This window comes from Ramlibacter pallidus (genome assembly GCF_015070875.1).
Taxonomy (GTDB): domain Bacteria; phylum Pseudomonadota; class Gammaproteobacteria; order Burkholderiales; family Burkholderiaceae_C; genus Ramlibacter; species Ramlibacter pallidus.
On the sequence record NZ_JADDIV010000005.1, the window covers coordinates 481,900 to 499,991 of the forward strand.

The window sequence follows — 18,092 nt, forward strand, 5'->3', positions numbered from 1 at the left end:
CCCCTACAGTTCACGCCATGACGACGACCACCCTGGCTGTCGATTGCATGGGCGGCGACCACGGCCCCCGCGTCACGCTGGCGGCCTGCCGCAACTTCCTGGAGGCGCACCCCGAAGCGCAGCTCCTGCTGGTCGGCCTGCCCGCCGAACTGGCCGCCCTGCAGCATCCCCGCGCCCGCATCGTGCCCGCCACCGAGGTGGTGACCATGGACGACGCGGTCGAGGTCGCCCTGCGCCGCAAGAAGGATTCGTCCATGCGCGTGGCGATCCAGCAGGTGAAGGACGGCCAGGCGCAGGTGGCGGTCTCCGCCGGCAACACCGGCGCGCTGATGGCGCTCGCGCGCTACCTCCTGAAGACCCTGGACGGGATCGACCGCCCCGCGATCGCCACGCACCTGCCCAATGCGAAGGGCGGGGCGACGACGGTGCTGGACCTGGGCGCCAACGTCGACTGCACCGAGCACCACCTGCTGCAGTTCGCGGTGATGGGCTCCGCGCTGGTGTCCGCCTTCGGCGAGGACAACAGCCCGTCGGTGGGCCTGTTGAACATCGGCGAGGAAGTGATCAAGGGCAACGAGGTGATCAAGCGCGCCGGCGAACTGCTGCGGGCGGCTGGCGCGGCGGGCGACCTCAACTTCTACGGCAACGTGGAAGGCAACGACATCTTCAAGGGCACGACCGACATCGTGGTGTGCGACGGCTTCGTGGGCAACGTCGCGCTCAAGACGAGCGAAGGCGTCGCCTCCCTGATCAGCGGCTTCCTGAAGGAAGAGTTCACGCGCAACCCGCTCACCAAGCTGGCCGCCATCGCCGCGTATCCGGTGCTGTCCGCGCTCAAGAAGCGCGTGGACTACCGCCGCTACAACGGCGCCGCCCTGCTGGGGCTGCGCGGTCTGGTGTTCAAGAGCCACGGTTCGGCCGACGAACTGGCCTTCGAGCAGGCGCTGAACCGCGCGTATGATGCGGCCCGGAACAATCTGCTCGACCGCGTCCAGGCCCGGATCGCGCATGCCCGGCCCCTGCTGGCGGGCGGCGACGAGGATGCCCGGCCCGTGGAAGCGGCGGTCACCTGAGAATGAACAAGTATTCCCGGATCACGGGCACCGGCAGTTTCCTGCCCCCGAAGCGCGTGACCAATGCGGAGCTGGCGGCCCAGCTGGCCGCCACCGGCGTCGAGACTTCGGATGAATGGATCGTGGAGCGCACGGGCATCCGCGCGCGCCACTTCGCCGAACCGGAGGTCTCGACCAGCGACCTGGGCGTGCAGGCCGCGCGCAACGCCCTGGAAGCCGCGGGCCGCAAGCCGTCCGACGTCGACCTGATCATCGTCGCCACTTCGACGCCGGACATGGTGTTCCCGTCCTCGGCGACCATCCTGCAGAACAAGCTCGGCATCGCCGGCTGCGCCGCGTTCGACGTGCAGGCCGTGTGCAGCGGCTTCGTGTACGCGCTGACCGTCGCCGACGCGATGGTCCGCACCGGCAGCGCGAAATGCGCGCTGGTGATCGGCGCCGAGGTGTTCTCGCGCATCCTCGACTTCGGCGACCGCACCACCTGCGTGCTGTTCGGCGACGGCGCCGGCGCCGTGGTGCTGGAGGCGTCCGACACGCCCGGCATCCTGGCGAGCGACCTGCATGCCGACGGCAAGCACGTCGAGATCCTGTGCGTGCCCGGCACCGTGTTCGGCGGCAAGGTGCACGGCAACCCGCTGCTGCGCATGGACGGCCAGGCCGTGTTCAAGCTGGCCGTCGGCGTGCTGGAAGAGGCCGCCCGCGCCACGCTGGCCAAGGCCGGCAAGACCGAGGCCGACATCGACTGGCTCATCCCGCACCAAGCCAACATCCGCATCATGCAGGGCACGGCGAAGAAGCTGAAGCTGCCGATGGACAAGCTGGTCGTCACCGTGGACCAGCACGGCAACACGTCGGCCGCGTCGATCCCGCTCGCGCTGGACGTCGCGGTGCGCAGCGGCAAGGTGCGCAAGGGCGACACGCTCATGCTGGAAGGCGTCGGCGGCGGCTTCACCTGGGGCGCGGTGCTGCTGGATTTCTGAAGCCGGGACCCGGCTTCGGCACGAACATTCGAGGACGACATGAAACCGTTCGCTTTCGTCTTTCCGGGACAGGGCTCGCAAGCCGTCGGCATGCTGGACGCGTGGGGCGACCACCCCGCCGTGCGCGACACGCTGAAGGAAGCGTCCGATGCGCTCGGCGAGGACGTCGGCCGCCTGGTCCGCGAGGGCCCGAAGGAAGCCCTGGCGCTCACCACCAACACGCAACCCGTGATGCTGGTGGCCGGCATCGCGGCGTACCGCGCATGGCGCGCCGAGGGCGGCGCCGAACCGGCCGTCGTGGCCGGCCATTCCCTCGGCGAATACACCGCGCTGGTGGCCTCGGGTGCGCTGACGCTGGCCGATGCCGCGCCTCTCGTGCGCTTCCGCGCGCAGGCCATGCAGGAAGCCGTGCCCGTGGGCACGGGCGCGATGGCCGCGATCCTCGGCCTCGACGCGCAGAAGGTCATCGAAGGCTGCGCCGAAGCGCTGCGCAGCCTGGGCACCAACAGCGGCGAAGCGGTGGAAGCCGCGAACTTCAACGATCCCGCGCAGACGGTGATCGCCGGCAGCAAGGCCGCCGTCGACCGCGCCTGCGAGATGCTCAAGGGCATGGGCGCCAAGCGTGCGTTGCTGCTGCCGGTGTCCGCGCCCTTCCATTCCAGCCTGATGAAGCCGGCGGCCGAGAAGCTCCGCGAGCGCCTGGCCGCCACGCCGCTGCAGGCGCCGCGGATCCCGGTGGTGAACAACATCGAGGTGCAGGTCGAAACCGATCCGGACCGGATCCGCGCCGCCCTGTACCAGCAGGCGTTCGGCCCGGTGCGCTGGGTGGAATGCGTGCGCGCGATCCAGCAGCGCGGCGTGACGACGATCATCGAATGCGGTCCGGGCAAGGTGCTGGCCGGCCTGGTGAAGCGGGTCGATCCGGCCCTGGTGTCCGGCGCCGTGTACGACCCGGCGACGCTCGCCGAAGCGAAAGGGCTGCTCGCATGACCACGTCCACGCTGCAGGGCCAGGTCGCCCTCGTCACCGGCGCCTCGCGCGGCATCGGCGCCGCCATCGCGCAGGAACTCGCGGTGCGCGGCATGAAGGTGATCGGCACCGCCACCACCGACGAAGGCGCGGCCAAGGTGTCGCAGGCCCTGTCGCAGCACGCGGGCTGCCGCGGCGCCAGGCTGGACGTGAACGACGCCAAGGCCGGCGAGGCCCTGGTGGATGCCATCGCCAAGGAGCACGGCGCGCTGCACGTGCTGGTGAACAACGCCGGCATCACGCGCGACACCCTGGCCATGCGCATGAAGGACGAGGACTGGGACGCCGTGCTGGACACCAACCTCAAGGCCGTCTTCCGGATGAGCCGCGCCGTGATGCGCACGATGATGAAGCAGCGCTACGGCCGCATCGTCAGCATCACCAGCGTGGTCGGCGCCTCCGGCAACCCGGGCCAGGCGAACTACGCGGCCGCCAAGGCCGGTGTCGCAGGCATGACGCGGGCGCTCGCCCGCGAACTCGGCAGTCGGGGCATCACGGTCAACTGCGTGGCGCCGGGCTTCATCGAGACCGACATGACCGCCGCCCTGCCGGAAGACCAGCAGAAGGCGCTGCTGGGTCAGATCCCGCTGGGCCACCTCGGCAAGCCTGCCGACATCGCCCATGCCGTCGCCTGGCTGGCCTCGCCGCAGGCCGGCTACGTGAGCGGACAGGAAATCCATGTGAACGGCGGCATGTTCATGGCCTGACAGGCCTCACCGGACCGCCGGCGCCTCCCACCCCAGCCGGACCCTCCGCCCGGCTTAAAATCGCGGATTCAACACAACCCTTAGAGGGAACCCCATGAGCGATATCGAAGCACGTGTCAAGAAAATCATCGCCGAGCAGCTCGGCGTGGAAGAGTCCCAGGTCACCAACGAGAAGGCCTTCGTGGCCGACCTCGGCGCGGACTCGCTCGACACCGTGGAACTGGTCATGGCCCTCGAGGACGAGTTCGGCATCGAGATCCCGGACGAGGACGCCGAGAAGATCACGACGGTGCAGAACGCCATCGACTACGCCAACGCCCACCAGAAGGCCTGAGCCCAGCATGCGCCGCCGTGTCGTCGTGACGGGGCTGGGCTGCGTGAGCCCGGTCGGCAATTCGGTCGAGGAGTCCTGGGCCAACCTGATCAGGGGCCAGAGCGGCATCGACTTGGTCCAGTCCTTCGACGCCAGCACGCTTTCGGTCAGGTTCGCCGGCGAGGTCAAGGGCTTCGACGTCACGCAGTACATGCCGGAGAAGGAAGCCCGGCACATGGACCGCTTCATCCACCTGGGGCTGGCCGCGGCCGACCAGGCGATCAAGGATGCGGGCCTGCCGAGCGGTGACCAGCTGGACCCGGAACTCGCCACGCGCATCGGCGTGAACATCGGCTCCGGCATCGGTGGCCTGCCGATGATCGAGGAAACCCACACCGAGATGGTGAACCGCGGCCCGCGCCGCATCTCGCCCTTCTTCGTGCCCGCGTCGATCATCAACATGATCTCCGGCCACGTCTCGATCCGCCACGGCTTCCAGGGGCCGAACATCGCCGTCGTCACGGCCTGCACCACCGGCCTGCACGCCATCGGCCTGGCCGGCCGCATGATCGAGTCGGGCGACGCCGACGTCATGGTGGCGGGCGGCGCCGAGTCCTGCGTCTCGATGCTGGGCATCGGCGGCTTTGCCGCGGCGCGCGCGCTGTCGACCCGCAACGACGACCCGAAGACCGCCTCCCGCCCGTGGGACAAGGACCGCGACGGCTTCGTGCTCGGCGAAGGCGGCGGCGTGATGGTGCTCGAGGAGTACGAACACGCGAAGAAGCGCGGCGCGAAGATCTACGCCGAGCTCGCCGGTTTCGGCATGAGCGCCGACGCGTACCACATGACCGCTCCCAACGTGGACGGCCCGCGCCGTTCCATGGCCGCCGCGCTGAAGAACGCCGGCGTCAACCCCGACCAGGTCCATTACCTCAACGCGCACGGCACCTCCACGCCGCTGGGCGACGTGAACGAGACCAACGCGATCAAGAACACGCTGGGCGACCACGCGAAGAAGGTCGTGGTGAACTCCACCAAGTCGATGACCGGCCACCTCCTCGGCGGCGCCGGCGGCATCGAGTCGGTGTTCACGGTCCTGGCCATCCACCACCAGAAGAGCCCGCCCACCATCAACATCTTCAACCAGGACCCCGAATGCGACCTGGACTACTGCGCCAACGAGGCGCGGGACGTGAAGATCGACGTGGCGCTGAAGAACAACTTCGGCTTCGGCGGCACCAACGGTTCGCTGGTCTTCAGGCGCATCTGAGCGCGCCCGCGGGCCGCTCCCCCACTTTCCCATGCATGCAGCCCCATCGGTGAGCTATCCGGTGGGGCGCAGCGCCTTCGCCGGGGCGCTGCATGCGGCCGTCTTCCTGCTCGCACTTGCCGCCGCCGCCGCGTGGACCGCCAGCGCGGACGCCCCGGGCTGGCGCCAGGCGCTGGCGGGTCTCGCCACCCTGTCCCTGGGCGCGTTCGCCCTGGCGAGCTGGCTTCGCTCGCCGGCCGGCGTGCTGCGCTGGGACGGCAGCGCGTGGCAATGGCAGGAGCGGGCGGGCAGCGTGGTCGCTGCCCTGGACCTGCAGTCGCGCCTGCTCCTGCGCTGGCGCGGCGAGGAGGGCGTCACGCAGTGGCTCTGGATGGAGCGTGAATCGGATTCCGCCCACTGGGAGGCGCTGCGCCGTGCGGTATATTCGCGCGCCAGCCCGCCCTTGCCCCCCGCCGGCAAGCCCCCCGCGGCCGAACAATGACCAAGACGCCTCCCGCCGCATCCCCACCTTCTCCTGCCGACACCGACCTGATGCTGGTGGAGCGCACGGTGGCCGGCGACCACAAGGCGTACGAGCTGCTGGTGCTGAAGTACCAGCGCCGGATCGAGCGGCTGATCGGCCGGATGGTGCGCGACACCGACCTGATCGAGGACATCGCGCAGGAAACGTTCATCCGCGCCTACCGGGCGCTCGCCCAGTTCCGCGGCGAGGCGCAGTTCTACACCTGGCTGTACCGGATTGCGGTCAACACCGCGAAAAAAGCCCTCGTCGACATGAAGCGGGATCCGGTCGTTTCCGAGAGTTCCTTGCGCGGCGGCGATGATGAGGAAGAAACTTCCGGCGTCGAGAACGAACTAACCTCCGCCGAGACGCCGGAAACGGTCCTCGCGGCCAAGGAAATCGCGGCCACGGTGAACTCTGCCATGGAGGCGCTGCCCGACGAACTGCGGCAGGCGGTCACCCTGCGCGAGATCGAAGGCCTGAGCTACGAGGAGATCGCGGAAGTGATGAACTGCCCCATAGGCACCGTCCGCTCCCGCATCTTCCGGGCCCGCGAGGCGATTTCGGCGAAGGTCAAGCCCATGCTGGAAAACCAGTCGGGCAAGCGCTGGTGACGGGCGCAAGATGGAAGCGATGGACAAGATGGACAACCAGGAAATGATTTCGGCGCTCGCCGACGGGCACCTGCGCGGCGAGGACTTCGCCCGCGCGGTGCAGCTGGCGGCGGGCGATGCGCGTGCGCGCGAGGCCTGGTGCGCCTATCACGTGGTCGGCGAGGTGCTGCGCACCGGCCGTGCCGTAACGGGGGGCAGCGCGCCGGAGGCCTTCCTGGCCCGGCTGCAGCAACGCCTGCGCGAGGAGCCCCAGGTGGCCGATTTGCCGGTGGCGATCGCAGCGGCGGCCGGACGGCCGGAGGCGGCCGCGAACGACTGGCGCTGGAAGATGGTCGCCGGCCTGGCCTCCGTGATGGCGGTCGCGGCGGTGGGTTGGAACATGTGGGGCGCCGGTGGCGCTGCCGGCGGCCGGCCGCAGCTCGCGGCCGCGCCCGGCGCGCCCGCGGTCGTGTCCGCGTCGGCCGAGGCGCCGGCGATGCTGCGCGATCCGCGGCTCGACCAGCTGCTGCAGGCGCATCGCCAGCTCGGCGGCGGGACCGCCCTGGGCGGCAGCTCGGGCTTCCTGCGCAACGCCACGTTCGAAGGGCCGGCCCGCTGAGGCCCGAGCGCATGACGCTGACCGCGCCCGCCTTTCCCCGCATCCGCTTCGCCCAGGGCCTGCTCGCGCTCGGGGCCGCCGCGGCGTTCGCGCTGGCCGCCAGCCAGGCCGCCGCGTCGCCGCGCGTGACGGACCCGCGGCCGGACGGGCGCGCCGAACGCTCCATCACGGAGTGGCTCACGCGCATGCACGAGGCCTCGCGCCAGCGGAACTACGTCGGCACGTTCGTGGTCATGTCCTCGTCGGGCCAGATGTCCAGCGCGCGCATCTGGCATGCCTGCGACGGGCAGCGGCAGGTGGAAAGGGTGGAATCGCTCTCGGGCGCGCCGCGCTCGACGTTCCGTCGCGACGACGAGGTGCTGACCTTCCTGCCGGAGAGCAAGACCGTCCGCAGCGAAAGGCGCGAGTCGCTCGGCCTGTTCCCCGAGATCAAGCCCGACGAGACGGGCATCCCCGAGGTCTACACCGCGCGCCGCGTCGGGTCCGACCGGGTGGCCGGCTTCGATGCGGACATCGTGCAGGTGCTGCCCAGGGACGCGCTGCGTTTCGGCTACCGGATCTGGAGCGAGAAGAAGAGCGGGCTGGTCGTGAAGATGCAGACGCTCGACGAGAGCGGCAAGGTGCTGGAGCAGGCGGCGTTCTCCGAACTCCAGCTCGACGCGCCGGTCCGCATGGACAAGCTCAAGCAGATGATGGCCGTGCCCGACGGCTGGCGTGTCGAGAAGGCCGAAGCGGTGAAAACCACCGCGGCCGCCGAGGGCTGGGCGCTCAGCCGCCCGGTCGCGGGCTTCCGGCCCCAGAGCTGCTACAAGCGCCCGGCGGAGGGCGTTCTGCAGTGGATCTTCTCGGACGGCCTGGCTTCGGTGTCCCTCTTCGTCGAGGAGTACGATGCCAGGCGGCACCAGCAGGAAGGTGTGTTCGCGAGCGGCGCGACGCACACCCTCACGCGGCGGCTGCAGGACTGGTGGGTCACGGCCGTGGGCGAAGTCCCCATGCAGACGCTCAAGGCGTTCGCGCTCGGCCTTGAGCGGCGCAAGTAGGCCCCCAACTGGTGCCTGGCGCCGCGCGGGGGTGTAAAGCGCGACGCGTCCTCCGCTGACGCGCAACTTTGCGTCTTTCGCATAGTCTCAGCCATTACCCTTTGTCGACCCTTCTGGAGAGGTCTGTATGTTCCGCATGGATCTGAACAACTTGCGCAGCTGCGGACTGGCGATGGCCCTCGCCATCGCCGGCGCCGCCGCCCTCACGCCGGCCGCGCCGGCGTTCGCGCAGTCCGCCCCGCAACCCCGTTCGCTGCCGGATTTCACCGAGCTGGTGGACCAGGTGAGCCCGGCGGTCGTCAACATCCGCACCACCGAACGGGCGCGCACCCCGGCCGGCCCGGGCGCGGGACCCGGGGGCGGGCCGATGGACGAGGAGATGCAGGAGTTCTTCCGGCGCTTCTTCGGCGTGCCGATGCCGAGCCCGAACCCGAACGCACCGCGCCAGCAGCGGCCCAATCCCCGGGGCGAGGACGAGAGCCCGCGCGGCGTGGGCTCCGGCTTCATCCTCACCCCCGACGGGTTCGTGATGACCAACGCGCACGTGGTCGAGGGCGCGGACGAGGTCATCGTGACGCTGTCGGACAAGCGCGAGTTCAAGGCGCGCATCGTCGGTGCCGACAAGCGCACCGACGTGGCGGTGGTCAAGATCGAGGCGGCCGGCCTGCCGCACGTGCGCGTCGGCGACGTCCGCAGGCTGAAGGTCGGCGAATGGGTGATGGCGATCGGTTCGCCCTTCGGCCTGGACAACACCGTGACGGCGGGCATCGTCAGCGCGATCGGCCGGGACACCGGCGACTACCTGCCCTTCATCCAGACCGACGTGGCGATCAACCCGGGCAACTCCGGCGGGCCGCTGATCAACATGCGCGGCGAGGTGGTGGGGATCAACAGCCAGATCTACTCGCGTTCCGGCGGCTTCATGGGGATCTCCTTCGCGATCCCGATGGACGAGGCCACCCGCGTCGCCGAGCAGCTGCGCGCCACCGGCCGCGTCTCGCGCGGAAAGATCGGCGTGCAGATCGACCAGGTCACGCGGGACGTCGCGGAATCGATCGGCCTCGGCCGCCCGCAGGGCGCCCTGGTGCGCAACGTCGAGACCGGTTCCCCGGCGGAGAAGGCCGGCATCGAGGCGGGCGACATCATCACCAAGTTCAATGGGCAGGCCATCGACCGCGCGACGGAGCTGCCGCGCCTCGTGGGCAACACCAAGCCGGGCAGCCGCGTGAACCTCACGGTGTTCCGCCGCGGCGGCCAGCGTGACCTGGCGGTCACCGTCGCGGAGATCGAGCCGGAGCGCACGGCGGCGGCCACGCCGCGCCGCAACGCACCGCAGGGCGGCGAGCCGGCACGCGCCACCAGCCCCGCCGCGCAGACGCTCGGCCTGGCCGTGAGCGAATTGACCGAAGCGCAAAAGCGCGAAGCGAAGGTCAAGGGCGGCGTGCGCGTGGACACCGCCACCGAGGGCGCGCAGCGCGCGGGCATCCGCGAGGGCGACGTGATCGTCGCCATCGGCAACACCGAGGTGAACAACGTGCGCGAGTTCGAGGCGGCGGTGGCCCGGGTGGACAAGAGCAAGGCGGTGCCCATCCTGCTGCGGCGCGGCGAGATGGCGAGCTATCTGCTCATCCGTCCCGCGCGCGGTTAAATCTTTCGGCTTCGTCCAAAGCCCCAGCCCGCGGTCGGGTTTGGGGCTTTTTTTCGCCTCATGGTCAAAAAAAGACAGGCCCTCCTGAAGATTTGCTGGAGGCCTCGGCGGGGTGCAAAGCAGTTGGCAGCCGCTAACTTGGCGGGCCCTAAGAACCGGATTGGGTAGAATCTGGCCAGCCCAGCAGGCATTCAGGGCATATCGGGGGCACGGTCCACCACCATGCGAGATGCGTGGCGTAAGTCACGTCGCCGATCCACAGATCGCCCACATGTTGTCCCACCAGGGGTCTCCACGGATTGTTGAAAAGCTGTGAACAAGATGCGAGTTGCTGACCCGCAACGGCCGAGTCCGGCCGGCCCCGAGACTGTACGCCCGGCCCGTTTTGCCTACAATGAAGTTCCAACTATCGCAGTTGCCATAGATTGTTGGTTCAGGGCGCGTCACCTTCTTGACGCGCCCTTTTTTCTTTGTGCGCGCCTTTTGAATCAATCACTTGAACGTTCCCGTTGATGAATCACATCAGAAACTTTTCGATCATCGCGCACATCGACCACGGCAAATCCACGCTCGCCGACCGCTTGATCCAGCGTTGCGGCGGACTCTCCGACCGCGAGATGGAAGAGCAGGTGCTGGACTCGATGGATCTCGAAAAGGAGCGTGGGATAACCATCAAGGCGCAGACCGCCGCACTGTCGTACAAGGCGCGTGACGGACTGGTCTACAACCTGAACCTGATCGACACGCCGGGCCACGTCGACTTCTCGTACGAGGTGAGCCGCTCGCTGTCCGCATGCGAGGGCGCGCTGCTGGTGGTGGACGCGAGCCAGGGCGTGGAAGCGCAGACCGTCGCCAACTGCTACACCGCACTGGACCTCGGCGTCGAAGTCGTGCCGGTCCTGAACAAGATGGACCTGCCGCAGGCGGACCCGGAGAACGCGAAGGCGGAGATCGAGGACGTGATCGGCATCGACGCGAGCCAGGCGATCCCTTGCTCCGCGAAGACGGGCATGGGCATCGACGAGATCCTCGAGGCGATCGTCGCCCGCATCCCGGCGCCGAAGGGCAAGGCGGATGCGCCGCTGCGCGCGATGATCATCGACAGCTGGTTCGACAGCTACGTGGGCGTCGTGATGCTGGTGCGCGTGGTGGACGGCCGCGTGGCCAAGGGCGACCGCATCAAGCTGATGGCGACGGAAGCCACCTACGAGGCCAACAGCCTGGGGGTGTTCACGCCGGCGAACGCGCCGCGCGAAGCGCTGGAGGCGGGCGAGGTGGGCTACATCATCGCCGGCATCAAGGAGCTCCAGGCGGCCAAGGTCGGCGACACCGTCACCCTGATCAAGCCCGGCACCGGCGGCGCCGCCTTCACGGCCACCGAGCCGCTCCCGGGCTTCAAGGAGATCCAGCCGCAGGTGTTCGCCGGCCTCTACCCGGTGGAGGCCAACCAGTACGACTCGCTGCGCGACAGCCTGGAGAAGCTCAAGCTGAATGACTCGTCGCTGCACTACGAGCCGGAGGTCAGCCAGGCGCTGGGCTTCGGCTTCCGCTGCGGCTTCCTCGGCCTGCTGCACATGGACATCGTGCAGGAGCGGCTGGAGCGCGAGTTCGACCAGGACCTGATCACCACGGCGCCGAGCGTCGTCTACCAGGTGCTGAAGCCGGACGGCGAACTGCTGATGGTGGAGAACCCGGCCAAGATGCCGGACGTCGGGCGGATCCAGGAGATCCGCGAGCCGATCGTGACCGTGCACCTGTACATGCCGCAGGAGTACGTCGGCGCCGTCATGACGCTGGCCAACCAGAAGCGCGGCGTGCAGATGAACATGGCCTACCACGGCCGGCAGGTGATGCTGACGTACGAACTGCCGCTGGGCGAGATCGTGCTGGACTTCTTCGACAAGCTGAAGTCGGTGAGCCGCGGCTACGCCTCCATGGACTACGAGTTCAAGGAGTACCGGGCTTCCGACGTCGTGAAGGTCGACATCCTGCTCAACGGGGAGAAGGTCGACGCGCTCTCGATCATCGTGCACCGCAGCCAGGCGCCGTACCGCGGACGGGCGGTGGTGGCGAAGATGCGCGAGATCATCAGCCGGCAGATGTTCGACGTGGCGATCCAGGCGGCGATCGGCGCCAACGTGATCGCCCGGGAGACGGTCAAGGCGCTGCGCAAGAACGTGCTGGCAAAATGCTACGGTGGCGACATCACCCGCAAGAAGAAGCTGCTCGAGAAGCAGAAGGCGGGCAAGAAGCGCATGAAGCAGATCGGCTCCGTGGAAGTGCCGCAGGAAGCGTTCCTCGCCATCCTCCAGGTCGAAGACTAGAAGAACAGAACGAATGATGCCTTTCATCACGGCCGCGGTCCTCGCGGCCTTCGTCGGCTACGCCGCCGCCTGGTACATGGAGCTCGTCGAAGGCAACTTCGCGCTGCTGCTGTTCCTGGCCACCATCGTCACCGGGGTGTACTGGGTGGCCGAGCGCCTCTGGTACCTGCCGCGCCGGCGGCGCGCGGCCGCCGAACTCGAGGCCCGCGCGGCGCAGCGCCGCGGCACCGACGGCGAAGATGCCGACATCGCGGAGGCGAAGCAGAAGGTCCTGGCGCAGCCCTGGTGGCTGGACTGGACGGCGGGCCTGTTCCCGGTGATCGTGGCCGTGTTCGTGCTGCGCTCGTTCCTGTTCGAGCCCTTCAAGATCCCGTCGGGCTCGATGATCCCCACGCTGCTCGTCGGCGACCTCATCCTCGTGAACAAGTTCACGTACGGCCTGCGGCTGCCCGTGCTCCACACGCGGCTCACCGAGGGCAACGCGCCCCGGCGCGGGGACGTGATGGTGTTCCGCTACCCGCCCAAGCCTTCGCTGGACTACATCAAGCGCGTCATCGGCGTGCCCGGCGACGAGGTGGCCTACCTGAACAAGAAGCTGACCATCAACGGCCAGGCGGTGGAGCAGCGCCGGCTGCCGGACTACTTCGAGCGCGACGCCATGCGCTACTTCAAGCACTTCGAGGAGACGCTGGGGGACAAGACGCACAGGCTGTTGAACGATGACGACAGGCCGGCCTTCATCCCCGGCGCGGAGCCCTTTCCGAACAGGCAGAATTGCCGCTACAGTGTCGAGGGGGTCGTCTGCAAGGTGCCGGAGGGGCACTACTTCGTGATGGGCGACAACCGGGACAATTCGCTCGACTCGCGTTACTGGGGGTTCGTGCCGGACCGGAACATCGTCGGGAAAGCCTTCCTGATCTGGATGAACTTCGGCGACCTCGGGCGCGTGGGCACATTCGACTAATAAGCTGGACGGAGGGTTCGATGGCAGGCAAGTCGCGGCAGCGCGGTATCTCGATGATCACGTTGATCTTCATCCTGGCGGTGCTGGGTGTGGTCGGCGCGGTGGGCATCAAGGCGTTTCCCTCGTTTCTCGAATACCAGGCCGTGGTCAAGGCGGTGAACAAGGCCAAGTCCGAGGGGACGCCGCAAGCCATCCGCCAGTCCTTCGACCGCGCCGCGGACATCGACAACATCACGTCCATCGCGGGCAAGGACCTGGAAATCGCCAAGGACGGCGACCAGGCGGTGGTGTCCTTCGCCTACCAGAAGGAATTCCACATGGTCGGGCCCGCCTGGCTGACGCTCAAGTACGAGGGGCGTTCGCGCCCCGGCCGGTAGCGGGGTGCGGATCGCCCGTGGCTGACGCGCTCGCGGCGCTGCAGGAGCGCCTGCAGCACCGCTTCCAGGATCCCCGCCTGCTGGCACGGGCGCTCACGCACCGCAGCTTCTCCGCCGAACACAACGAGCGGCTGGAGTTCCTGGGCGACTCCGTCCTGAACCTCGCCGTGGCGGCGCTGCTCTACCAGCGCCTGAAGGACCTGCCGGAAGGCGATCTTTCGCGCGTGCGCGCCAACCTCGTGAAGCAGGACACCCTGCACAAGGTGGCCGTGGAGCTCGGCCTGCCGGGCATGCTCAAGCTGGGGGAGGGCGAAGCCCGCTCCGGCGGCCACAAGCGCCCCTCCATCCTCGCCGACGCGCTCGAGGCCCTGATCGGCGCCGTGCATCTCGATGCGGGGTATCCGGCGGCCGAGGCCCTGGTGCACCGCCTGTTCGCGCAGGTGGAGATCAAGCCGGAGATGCAGGCGGCCGCCAAGGACCCGAAGACGGAACTGCAGGAAGTGTTGCAGGGCCGCAAGATGCATCTGCCCGTGTACCGGGTCGTCGGCACCCTGGGCGCCGCCCACAAGCAGACCTTCGACGTGGAATGCGAGGTGGGCGAGCTCGGCCTGGTCGAACGCGGGATCGGCGCCTCGCGCCGCGCGGGCGAACAGGCCGCGGCAGCGGCTATGCTGCTGGCATTGAAGGCCCGAATCAAATGACAGAGCAGGAACGTCCCCCGGCACCCGAGGGCGCGCCGGACGCCCCCGCGCAGCGCTGCGGCCTGGTCGCGATCGTGGGCAAGCCCAACGTGGGCAAGTCCACCCTGCTCAACGCGCTGGTCGGCCAGAAGATCAGCATCACCTCCCGCAAGGCGCAGACCACCCGCCACCGCATCACCGGCGTGCGCACCCAGGGCGACACGCAGTTCGTGTTCGTCGACACGCCCGGCTTCCAGACGCGCCACAGCTCCGCGCTCAACCGCTCGCTGAACAAGGCCGTCACCGGCGTGATCGGCGACGTCGACGTCGTGCTGTTCGTGGTGGAGGCCGGCAGCTTCACGCTGGGCGACGCCAAGGTGCTGTCGCTGCTGCGCCCCGGCATCCCGGCGATCCTGGTGGCGAACAAGCTCGACCTGGTGCACCGCCGCGGCGAACTGGCGCCCTGGCTGCGCGACATGCAGCAGCGCCATGCCTTCACCGAGTTCATGCCGATCTCCGCCAAGGCGAGCAAGGACGTCGACCGCCTGCTGGATGTCTGCGCGAAATACCTGCCGCAGCAGCCCTGGTGGTACGGCGAGGACGAGCTCACCGACCGCAGCGAGCGCTTCATGGCGGGCGAGATGGTCCGCGAAAAGCTGTTCCGCCTGACCGGGGACGAGCTGCCGTACACCTCGACGGTGGTGATCGACAAGTTCGAGGAAGAGCCCAGTCCCAAGTTCAAGCGCATGGTGCGGATCGCCGCCACCATCGTGGTCGAGCGCGACAGCCACAAGGCCATGGTGATCGGGGAGGGCGGGGAAAAGCTCAAGCGCGTCGGGACCGAGGCGCGGCAGGAACTCGAGCAGCTGTTCGACGCCAAGGTCTTCCTGCAGCTGTTCGTGAAGGTCCGCTCCGGCTGGGCCGACGACGAGGCGCGCGTGCGGTCCTTCGGCTACGAGTGACCATGCTTCGCGAGGCCTGACGCCATGGCCAGGCGCATCGGCGACGAGCCCGCCTTCGTCCTGCACCGCTACGACTGGAGCGAGTCCAGCCTGATCCTGGAGGTGCTCACCCGCCACCATGGGCGCATCGCCGTGGTCGCCAAGGGCGCGAAGAAGCCGAGCTCCAACTTCCGGCCCGTCCTGCTGCCGCTGCAGCCGCTGCACATCGCCTTCGGCGGCGACGCGGAGATCCGCACGCTCAAGTCCGCGGAATGGATGGGCGGGCAGGTGATGCCGACCGGCGATGCGCTGTTGTCCGGCTACTACCTCAACGAGCTGCTGCTGCGCCTTCTGGCCCGCGACGACCCGCACCCCGTGCTGTTCGACGTGTACGCGGCGGCCGTGCGCATCCTCGCGGGAGAAGAGGGCACGCTGCTGCAGGCGGCGCTGCGGGCCTTCGAGCTGCTGCTGTTGCGCGAGATCGGCCTGCTGCCGTCGCTCGACCTGCAGACCGCCACCCTGGCGCCCCTCGGCGACGATGTGCCCTACACCCTGCGCCCGGAAGGCGGACTGGTCGAGGCGCACGACGGCGAGGAGCGCGGCAGCCTCGCCGGCGCCCAGTGGCGGGCGTTGCAGGCCGCGCTGGACGACCCGGCGCCCTTCCACGCCACCTTGCGGGAGGCCGCGGTCCTCGGCGAGCTCAAGCCGCAGCTGCGCGCGCTGCTGCACTACCATTGCGGCGTGAACACCCTGCGCACCCGGCAACTGATGATGGACCTGCAAGCCCTATGACCACGCTGCTGTCCGCGAACGTCAACAAGGTCGCCTTGCTGCGGAATTCCCGCCACCTGGGCATCCCGAGCGTCACCCGCGCAGCGCAGCTGTGCCTGGAGGCCGGCGCCCACGGCATCACGGTCCATCCGCGGCCGGACGCGCGCCACATCCGCGCCGGCGACGTGCGCGAACTGCACGCGCTGCTGCGCCGGGACTGGCCCCGCGCCGAGTTCAACATCGAGGGCAACCCCTTCCACAACCTGATGGACTTCGTGCGCGAACTGCGGCCGCACCAGTGCACCTTCGTGCCCGACAGCGAAGGCCAGTTCACCAGCGACCATGGCTGGGACCTGCGGGCCGATGCGCGGCGCGTGCAGCCGCTGATCGAGGAAGCCAGGGCGCTGGGCGTGCGCGTCAGCCTCTTCATGGATGCCGATCCCGAGGCGATGCCGCTGGCGAAGGCGGTGGGCGCCGACCGCATCGAGCTCTACACCGAGCCGTACGCCGCCGCCTGGGGCACGCCGCGGCAGGCGCAGGAGCTGGAGCGCTTCGCCGCTGCCGCGCGCGCGGCGCAGGCGGCGGGCCTCGGCGTCAATGCGGGCCACGACCTCAGCCGCGCCAACCTGCCCGACTTCCTGCGGGCCGTTCCCGGCGTGCAGGAGGTCTCCATCGGCCATGCACTGGTCGCCGACGCGCTGGAGCTCGGTTACGCCGCCACGGTGCGCGCCTACCTCCAGGCCATGGAGCCGGGCACGCGGTGATCTACGGCATCGGCACCGACATCTGCGACGTGCGGCGGATCCGGTCTTCGCTGGAGCGCCACGGCGACCGCTTCGCGCGCAAGATCCTGAGCGACGCCGAATTCGCGACCTGGCAGGCGCGCAGCGCCCGCTGGCCGGAGCGCGGCCTCCGCTACCTCGCCACGCGCTTCTCGGCCAAGGAGGCCTTCAGCAAGGCCGTGGGCCTGGGCATGCGCATGCCGATGACGTGGCGTTCCTGCGAAGTGGGCAAGCTCGCGAGCGGCAAGCCGGTGATCGTGCTGCACGGGGAATTGAAGGATTGGTGCGCCGCGCGCGGCCTGAGCGCGCAGGTGAGCGTCACCGACGAAACCGACTACGCCGCCAGCTTCGTGGTGGTGGAACAGAAAGAAGCCAGAACATGAGCGAACACGCACCGGTGGTCATCGACGTCGCCGGCCTCGAACTCAGTGCCGACGACCGCCGCCGCCTGGCGCACCCGCTGGTGGGCGGCATGATCCTCTTCGGGCGCAACTGGCAAAGCCGCGAGCAGCTGGCCGCCCTTTGCGCCGAGGTCAAGGAGGTGCGCGGCGACCTCCTCATCTCCGTCGACCACGAGGGTGGACGGGTGCAGCGCTTCCGCACCGACGGCTTCACGCACCTGCCGCCCATGCGCCGTTTCGGCGATCTGTGGATGAAGGACGGCAAGGCCGGCGAAGGCAGCGGGGCGATGAAGGCGATGGCCGCCGCGACGGCCGCTGGCTACGTGCTGGGTGCCGAGCTGCGCGCCTGTGGCGTGGATTTCAGCTTCACGCCGGTGCTCGACCTGGACCACGGCGCGAGTTCCGTCATCGGCGACCGGTCGTTCCACCGCGACCCGCGCGTCGCGACGCTGCTGGCGCGCAGCCTGATGCACGGCCTGCTGCAGGCCGGCGTGGCGAACTGCGGCAAGCACTTCCCGGGGCACGGTTTCGTCAAGGCCGACTCGCACCTGGAGATCCCGGTCGACGACCGCAGCCTCAAGGCCATCCTGCAGGACGACGCGATCCCGTACGAGTGGCTGGGCAACACCCTCACCAGCGTGATGCCGGCCCACGTGATCTACCGCAAGGTCGATCCGCGGCCGGCCGGCTTCTCGCCGCGCTGGCTGAACGACATCCTGCGCGAGCAGCTGCAGTTCCAGGGCGCGATTTTCAGCGACGACCTCAGCATGGCCGGCGCACGCCGGATCGAGGGGCGCGACGTGAGCTACACCGAGGCGGCGGTGGTGGCGCTCAATGCAGGCTGCGACATGGTGCTGCTGTGCAACGAGTCGGTGAACAGCCCCGGCGGGCAGTCGATCGACGAATTGCTCGACGGTCTCGCGGAAGCGCAGGCGCGCGGCGAGTGGCAGGCGAGCGAAGCCGGCGAGCAGCGCCGCCTCGCGCTCCTGCCCTGCGGGCCCTCCATCACCTGGGACGCGCTGATGACCGAGCCGCGCTACATGCGCGCGCTGCAGCTGCTGCCGTAAACCCGCCCGGC

The 18,092-nt window shown here is 69.0% G+C and carries 20 protein-coding genes; all 20 read left to right on the forward strand.

Annotation, left to right across the window (positions count from 1 at the left end):
* Positions 1-17: 17 nt before the first annotated feature.
* The 20 genes from plsX to nagZ all read left to right on the forward strand — a co-directional run bounded on the left by plsX (position 18) and on the right by nagZ (position 18,081).
* Positions 18-1,073: a phosphate acyltransferase PlsX gene (plsX, locus tag IM787_RS19355; RefSeq protein WP_193678334.1), complete on the forward strand. Its 1,056-nt coding sequence runs from the start codon at positions 18-20 to the stop codon at positions 1,071-1,073.
* A gap of 2 nt (positions 1,074-1,075) precedes the next feature.
* Positions 1,076-2,053 (forward strand): beta-ketoacyl-ACP synthase III, encoded by a 978-nt coding sequence (locus tag IM787_RS19360; protein WP_193678335.1) that lies wholly within the window; start codon positions 1,076-1,078, stop codon positions 2,051-2,053.
* Positions 2,054-2,092: 39 nt separating this feature from the next.
* Positions 2,093-3,043, forward strand: a complete 951-nt coding sequence (gene fabD, locus IM787_RS19365) for an ACP S-malonyltransferase (protein ID WP_193678336.1) — start codon at positions 2,093-2,095, stop codon at positions 3,041-3,043.
* Positions 3,040-3,789 carry a 3-oxoacyl-ACP reductase FabG gene (gene fabG / locus IM787_RS19370; protein WP_193678337.1) on the forward strand — a complete coding sequence of 250 codons (750 nt, stop codon included), beginning with the start codon at positions 3,040-3,042 and terminating at the stop codon, positions 3,787-3,789. Before fabD ends, fabG begins: the two co-directional genes overlap by 4 nt.
* Before the next feature lie 94 nt (positions 3,790-3,883).
* A complete protein-coding gene (gene acpP, locus IM787_RS19375; RefSeq protein ID WP_013902185.1) occupies positions 3,884-4,123 on the forward strand; it encodes an acyl carrier protein in 240 nt (79 codons plus the stop codon).
* 7 nt (positions 4,124-4,130) lie between these two features.
* A complete protein-coding gene (gene fabF / locus IM787_RS19380) occupies positions 4,131-5,372 on the forward strand; it encodes a beta-ketoacyl-ACP synthase II (protein ID WP_193678338.1) in 1,242 nt (413 codons plus the stop codon).
* A 31-nt stretch (positions 5,373-5,403) separates the two neighbouring features.
* Positions 5,404-5,853 carry a hypothetical protein gene (locus IM787_RS19385; RefSeq protein WP_193678339.1) on the forward strand — a complete coding sequence of 150 codons (450 nt, stop codon included), beginning with the start codon at positions 5,404-5,406 and terminating at the stop codon, positions 5,851-5,853.
* Positions 5,850-6,488: an RNA polymerase sigma factor RpoE gene (gene rpoE, locus IM787_RS19390; protein WP_193678340.1), complete on the forward strand. Its 639-nt coding sequence runs from the start codon at positions 5,850-5,852 to the stop codon at positions 6,486-6,488. The genes IM787_RS19385 and rpoE overlap by 4 nt, the downstream gene beginning before the upstream one ends.
* A gap of 19 nt (positions 6,489-6,507) precedes the next feature.
* Positions 6,508-7,086, forward strand: a complete 579-nt coding sequence (locus IM787_RS19395; RefSeq protein ID WP_193678341.1) for a sigma-E factor negative regulatory protein — start codon at positions 6,508-6,510, stop codon at positions 7,084-7,086.
* An 11-nt stretch (positions 7,087-7,097) separates the two neighbouring features.
* A complete protein-coding gene (locus IM787_RS19400) occupies positions 7,098-8,126 on the forward strand; it encodes a MucB/RseB C-terminal domain-containing protein (RefSeq protein ID WP_193678342.1) in 1,029 nt (342 codons plus the stop codon).
* Positions 8,127-8,253: 127 nt separating this feature from the next.
* Positions 8,254-9,774, forward strand: coding sequence for a DegQ family serine endoprotease (locus IM787_RS19405; RefSeq protein ID WP_193678343.1), 1,521 nt, complete (start codon positions 8,254-8,256; stop codon positions 9,772-9,774).
* 512 nt (positions 9,775-10,286) lie between these two features.
* Positions 10,287-12,098, forward strand: coding sequence for a translation elongation factor 4 (gene lepA, locus IM787_RS19410; RefSeq protein WP_193678344.1), 1,812 nt, complete (start codon positions 10,287-10,289; stop codon positions 12,096-12,098).
* 16 nt (positions 12,099-12,114) lie between these two features.
* A complete protein-coding gene (gene lepB, locus IM787_RS19415; RefSeq protein WP_193678345.1) occupies positions 12,115-13,062 on the forward strand; it encodes a signal peptidase I in 948 nt (315 codons plus the stop codon).
* A 20-nt stretch (positions 13,063-13,082) separates the two neighbouring features.
* The gene (locus IM787_RS19420; RefSeq protein WP_193678346.1) at positions 13,083-13,439 is read left to right on the forward strand and encodes a DUF4845 domain-containing protein; all 357 of its coding nucleotides are present in this window, start codon (positions 13,083-13,085) and stop codon (positions 13,437-13,439) included.
* A 17-nt stretch (positions 13,440-13,456) separates the two neighbouring features.
* A complete protein-coding gene (rnc, locus tag IM787_RS19425) occupies positions 13,457-14,140 on the forward strand; it encodes a ribonuclease III (RefSeq protein ID WP_193678347.1) in 684 nt (227 codons plus the stop codon).
* Complete coding sequence (gene era, locus IM787_RS19430; protein ID WP_193678348.1) at positions 14,137-15,081, forward strand: GTPase Era; 945 nt, start codon at positions 14,137-14,139, stop codon at positions 15,079-15,081. Before rnc ends, era begins: the two co-directional genes overlap by 4 nt.
* A 24-nt stretch (positions 15,082-15,105) precedes the next feature.
* The gene (recO, locus tag IM787_RS19435) at positions 15,106-15,852 is read left to right on the forward strand and encodes a DNA repair protein RecO (RefSeq protein WP_193678349.1); all 747 of its coding nucleotides are present in this window, start codon (positions 15,106-15,108) and stop codon (positions 15,850-15,852) included.
* The gene (locus IM787_RS19440) at positions 15,849-16,595 is read left to right on the forward strand and encodes a pyridoxine 5'-phosphate synthase (RefSeq protein ID WP_193678350.1); all 747 of its coding nucleotides are present in this window, start codon (positions 15,849-15,851) and stop codon (positions 16,593-16,595) included. The genes recO and IM787_RS19440 overlap by 4 nt, the downstream gene beginning before the upstream one ends.
* Positions 16,592-16,996: a holo-ACP synthase gene (acpS, locus tag IM787_RS19445; protein ID WP_193678351.1), complete on the forward strand. Its 405-nt coding sequence runs from the start codon at positions 16,592-16,594 to the stop codon at positions 16,994-16,996. The genes IM787_RS19440 and acpS overlap by 4 nt, the downstream gene beginning before the upstream one ends.
* Positions 16,993-18,081, forward strand: coding sequence for a beta-N-acetylhexosaminidase (nagZ, locus tag IM787_RS19450; protein WP_193678352.1), 1,089 nt, complete (start codon positions 16,993-16,995; stop codon positions 18,079-18,081). Before acpS ends, nagZ begins: the two co-directional genes overlap by 4 nt.
* Positions 18,082-18,092: the final 11 nt, after the last annotated feature.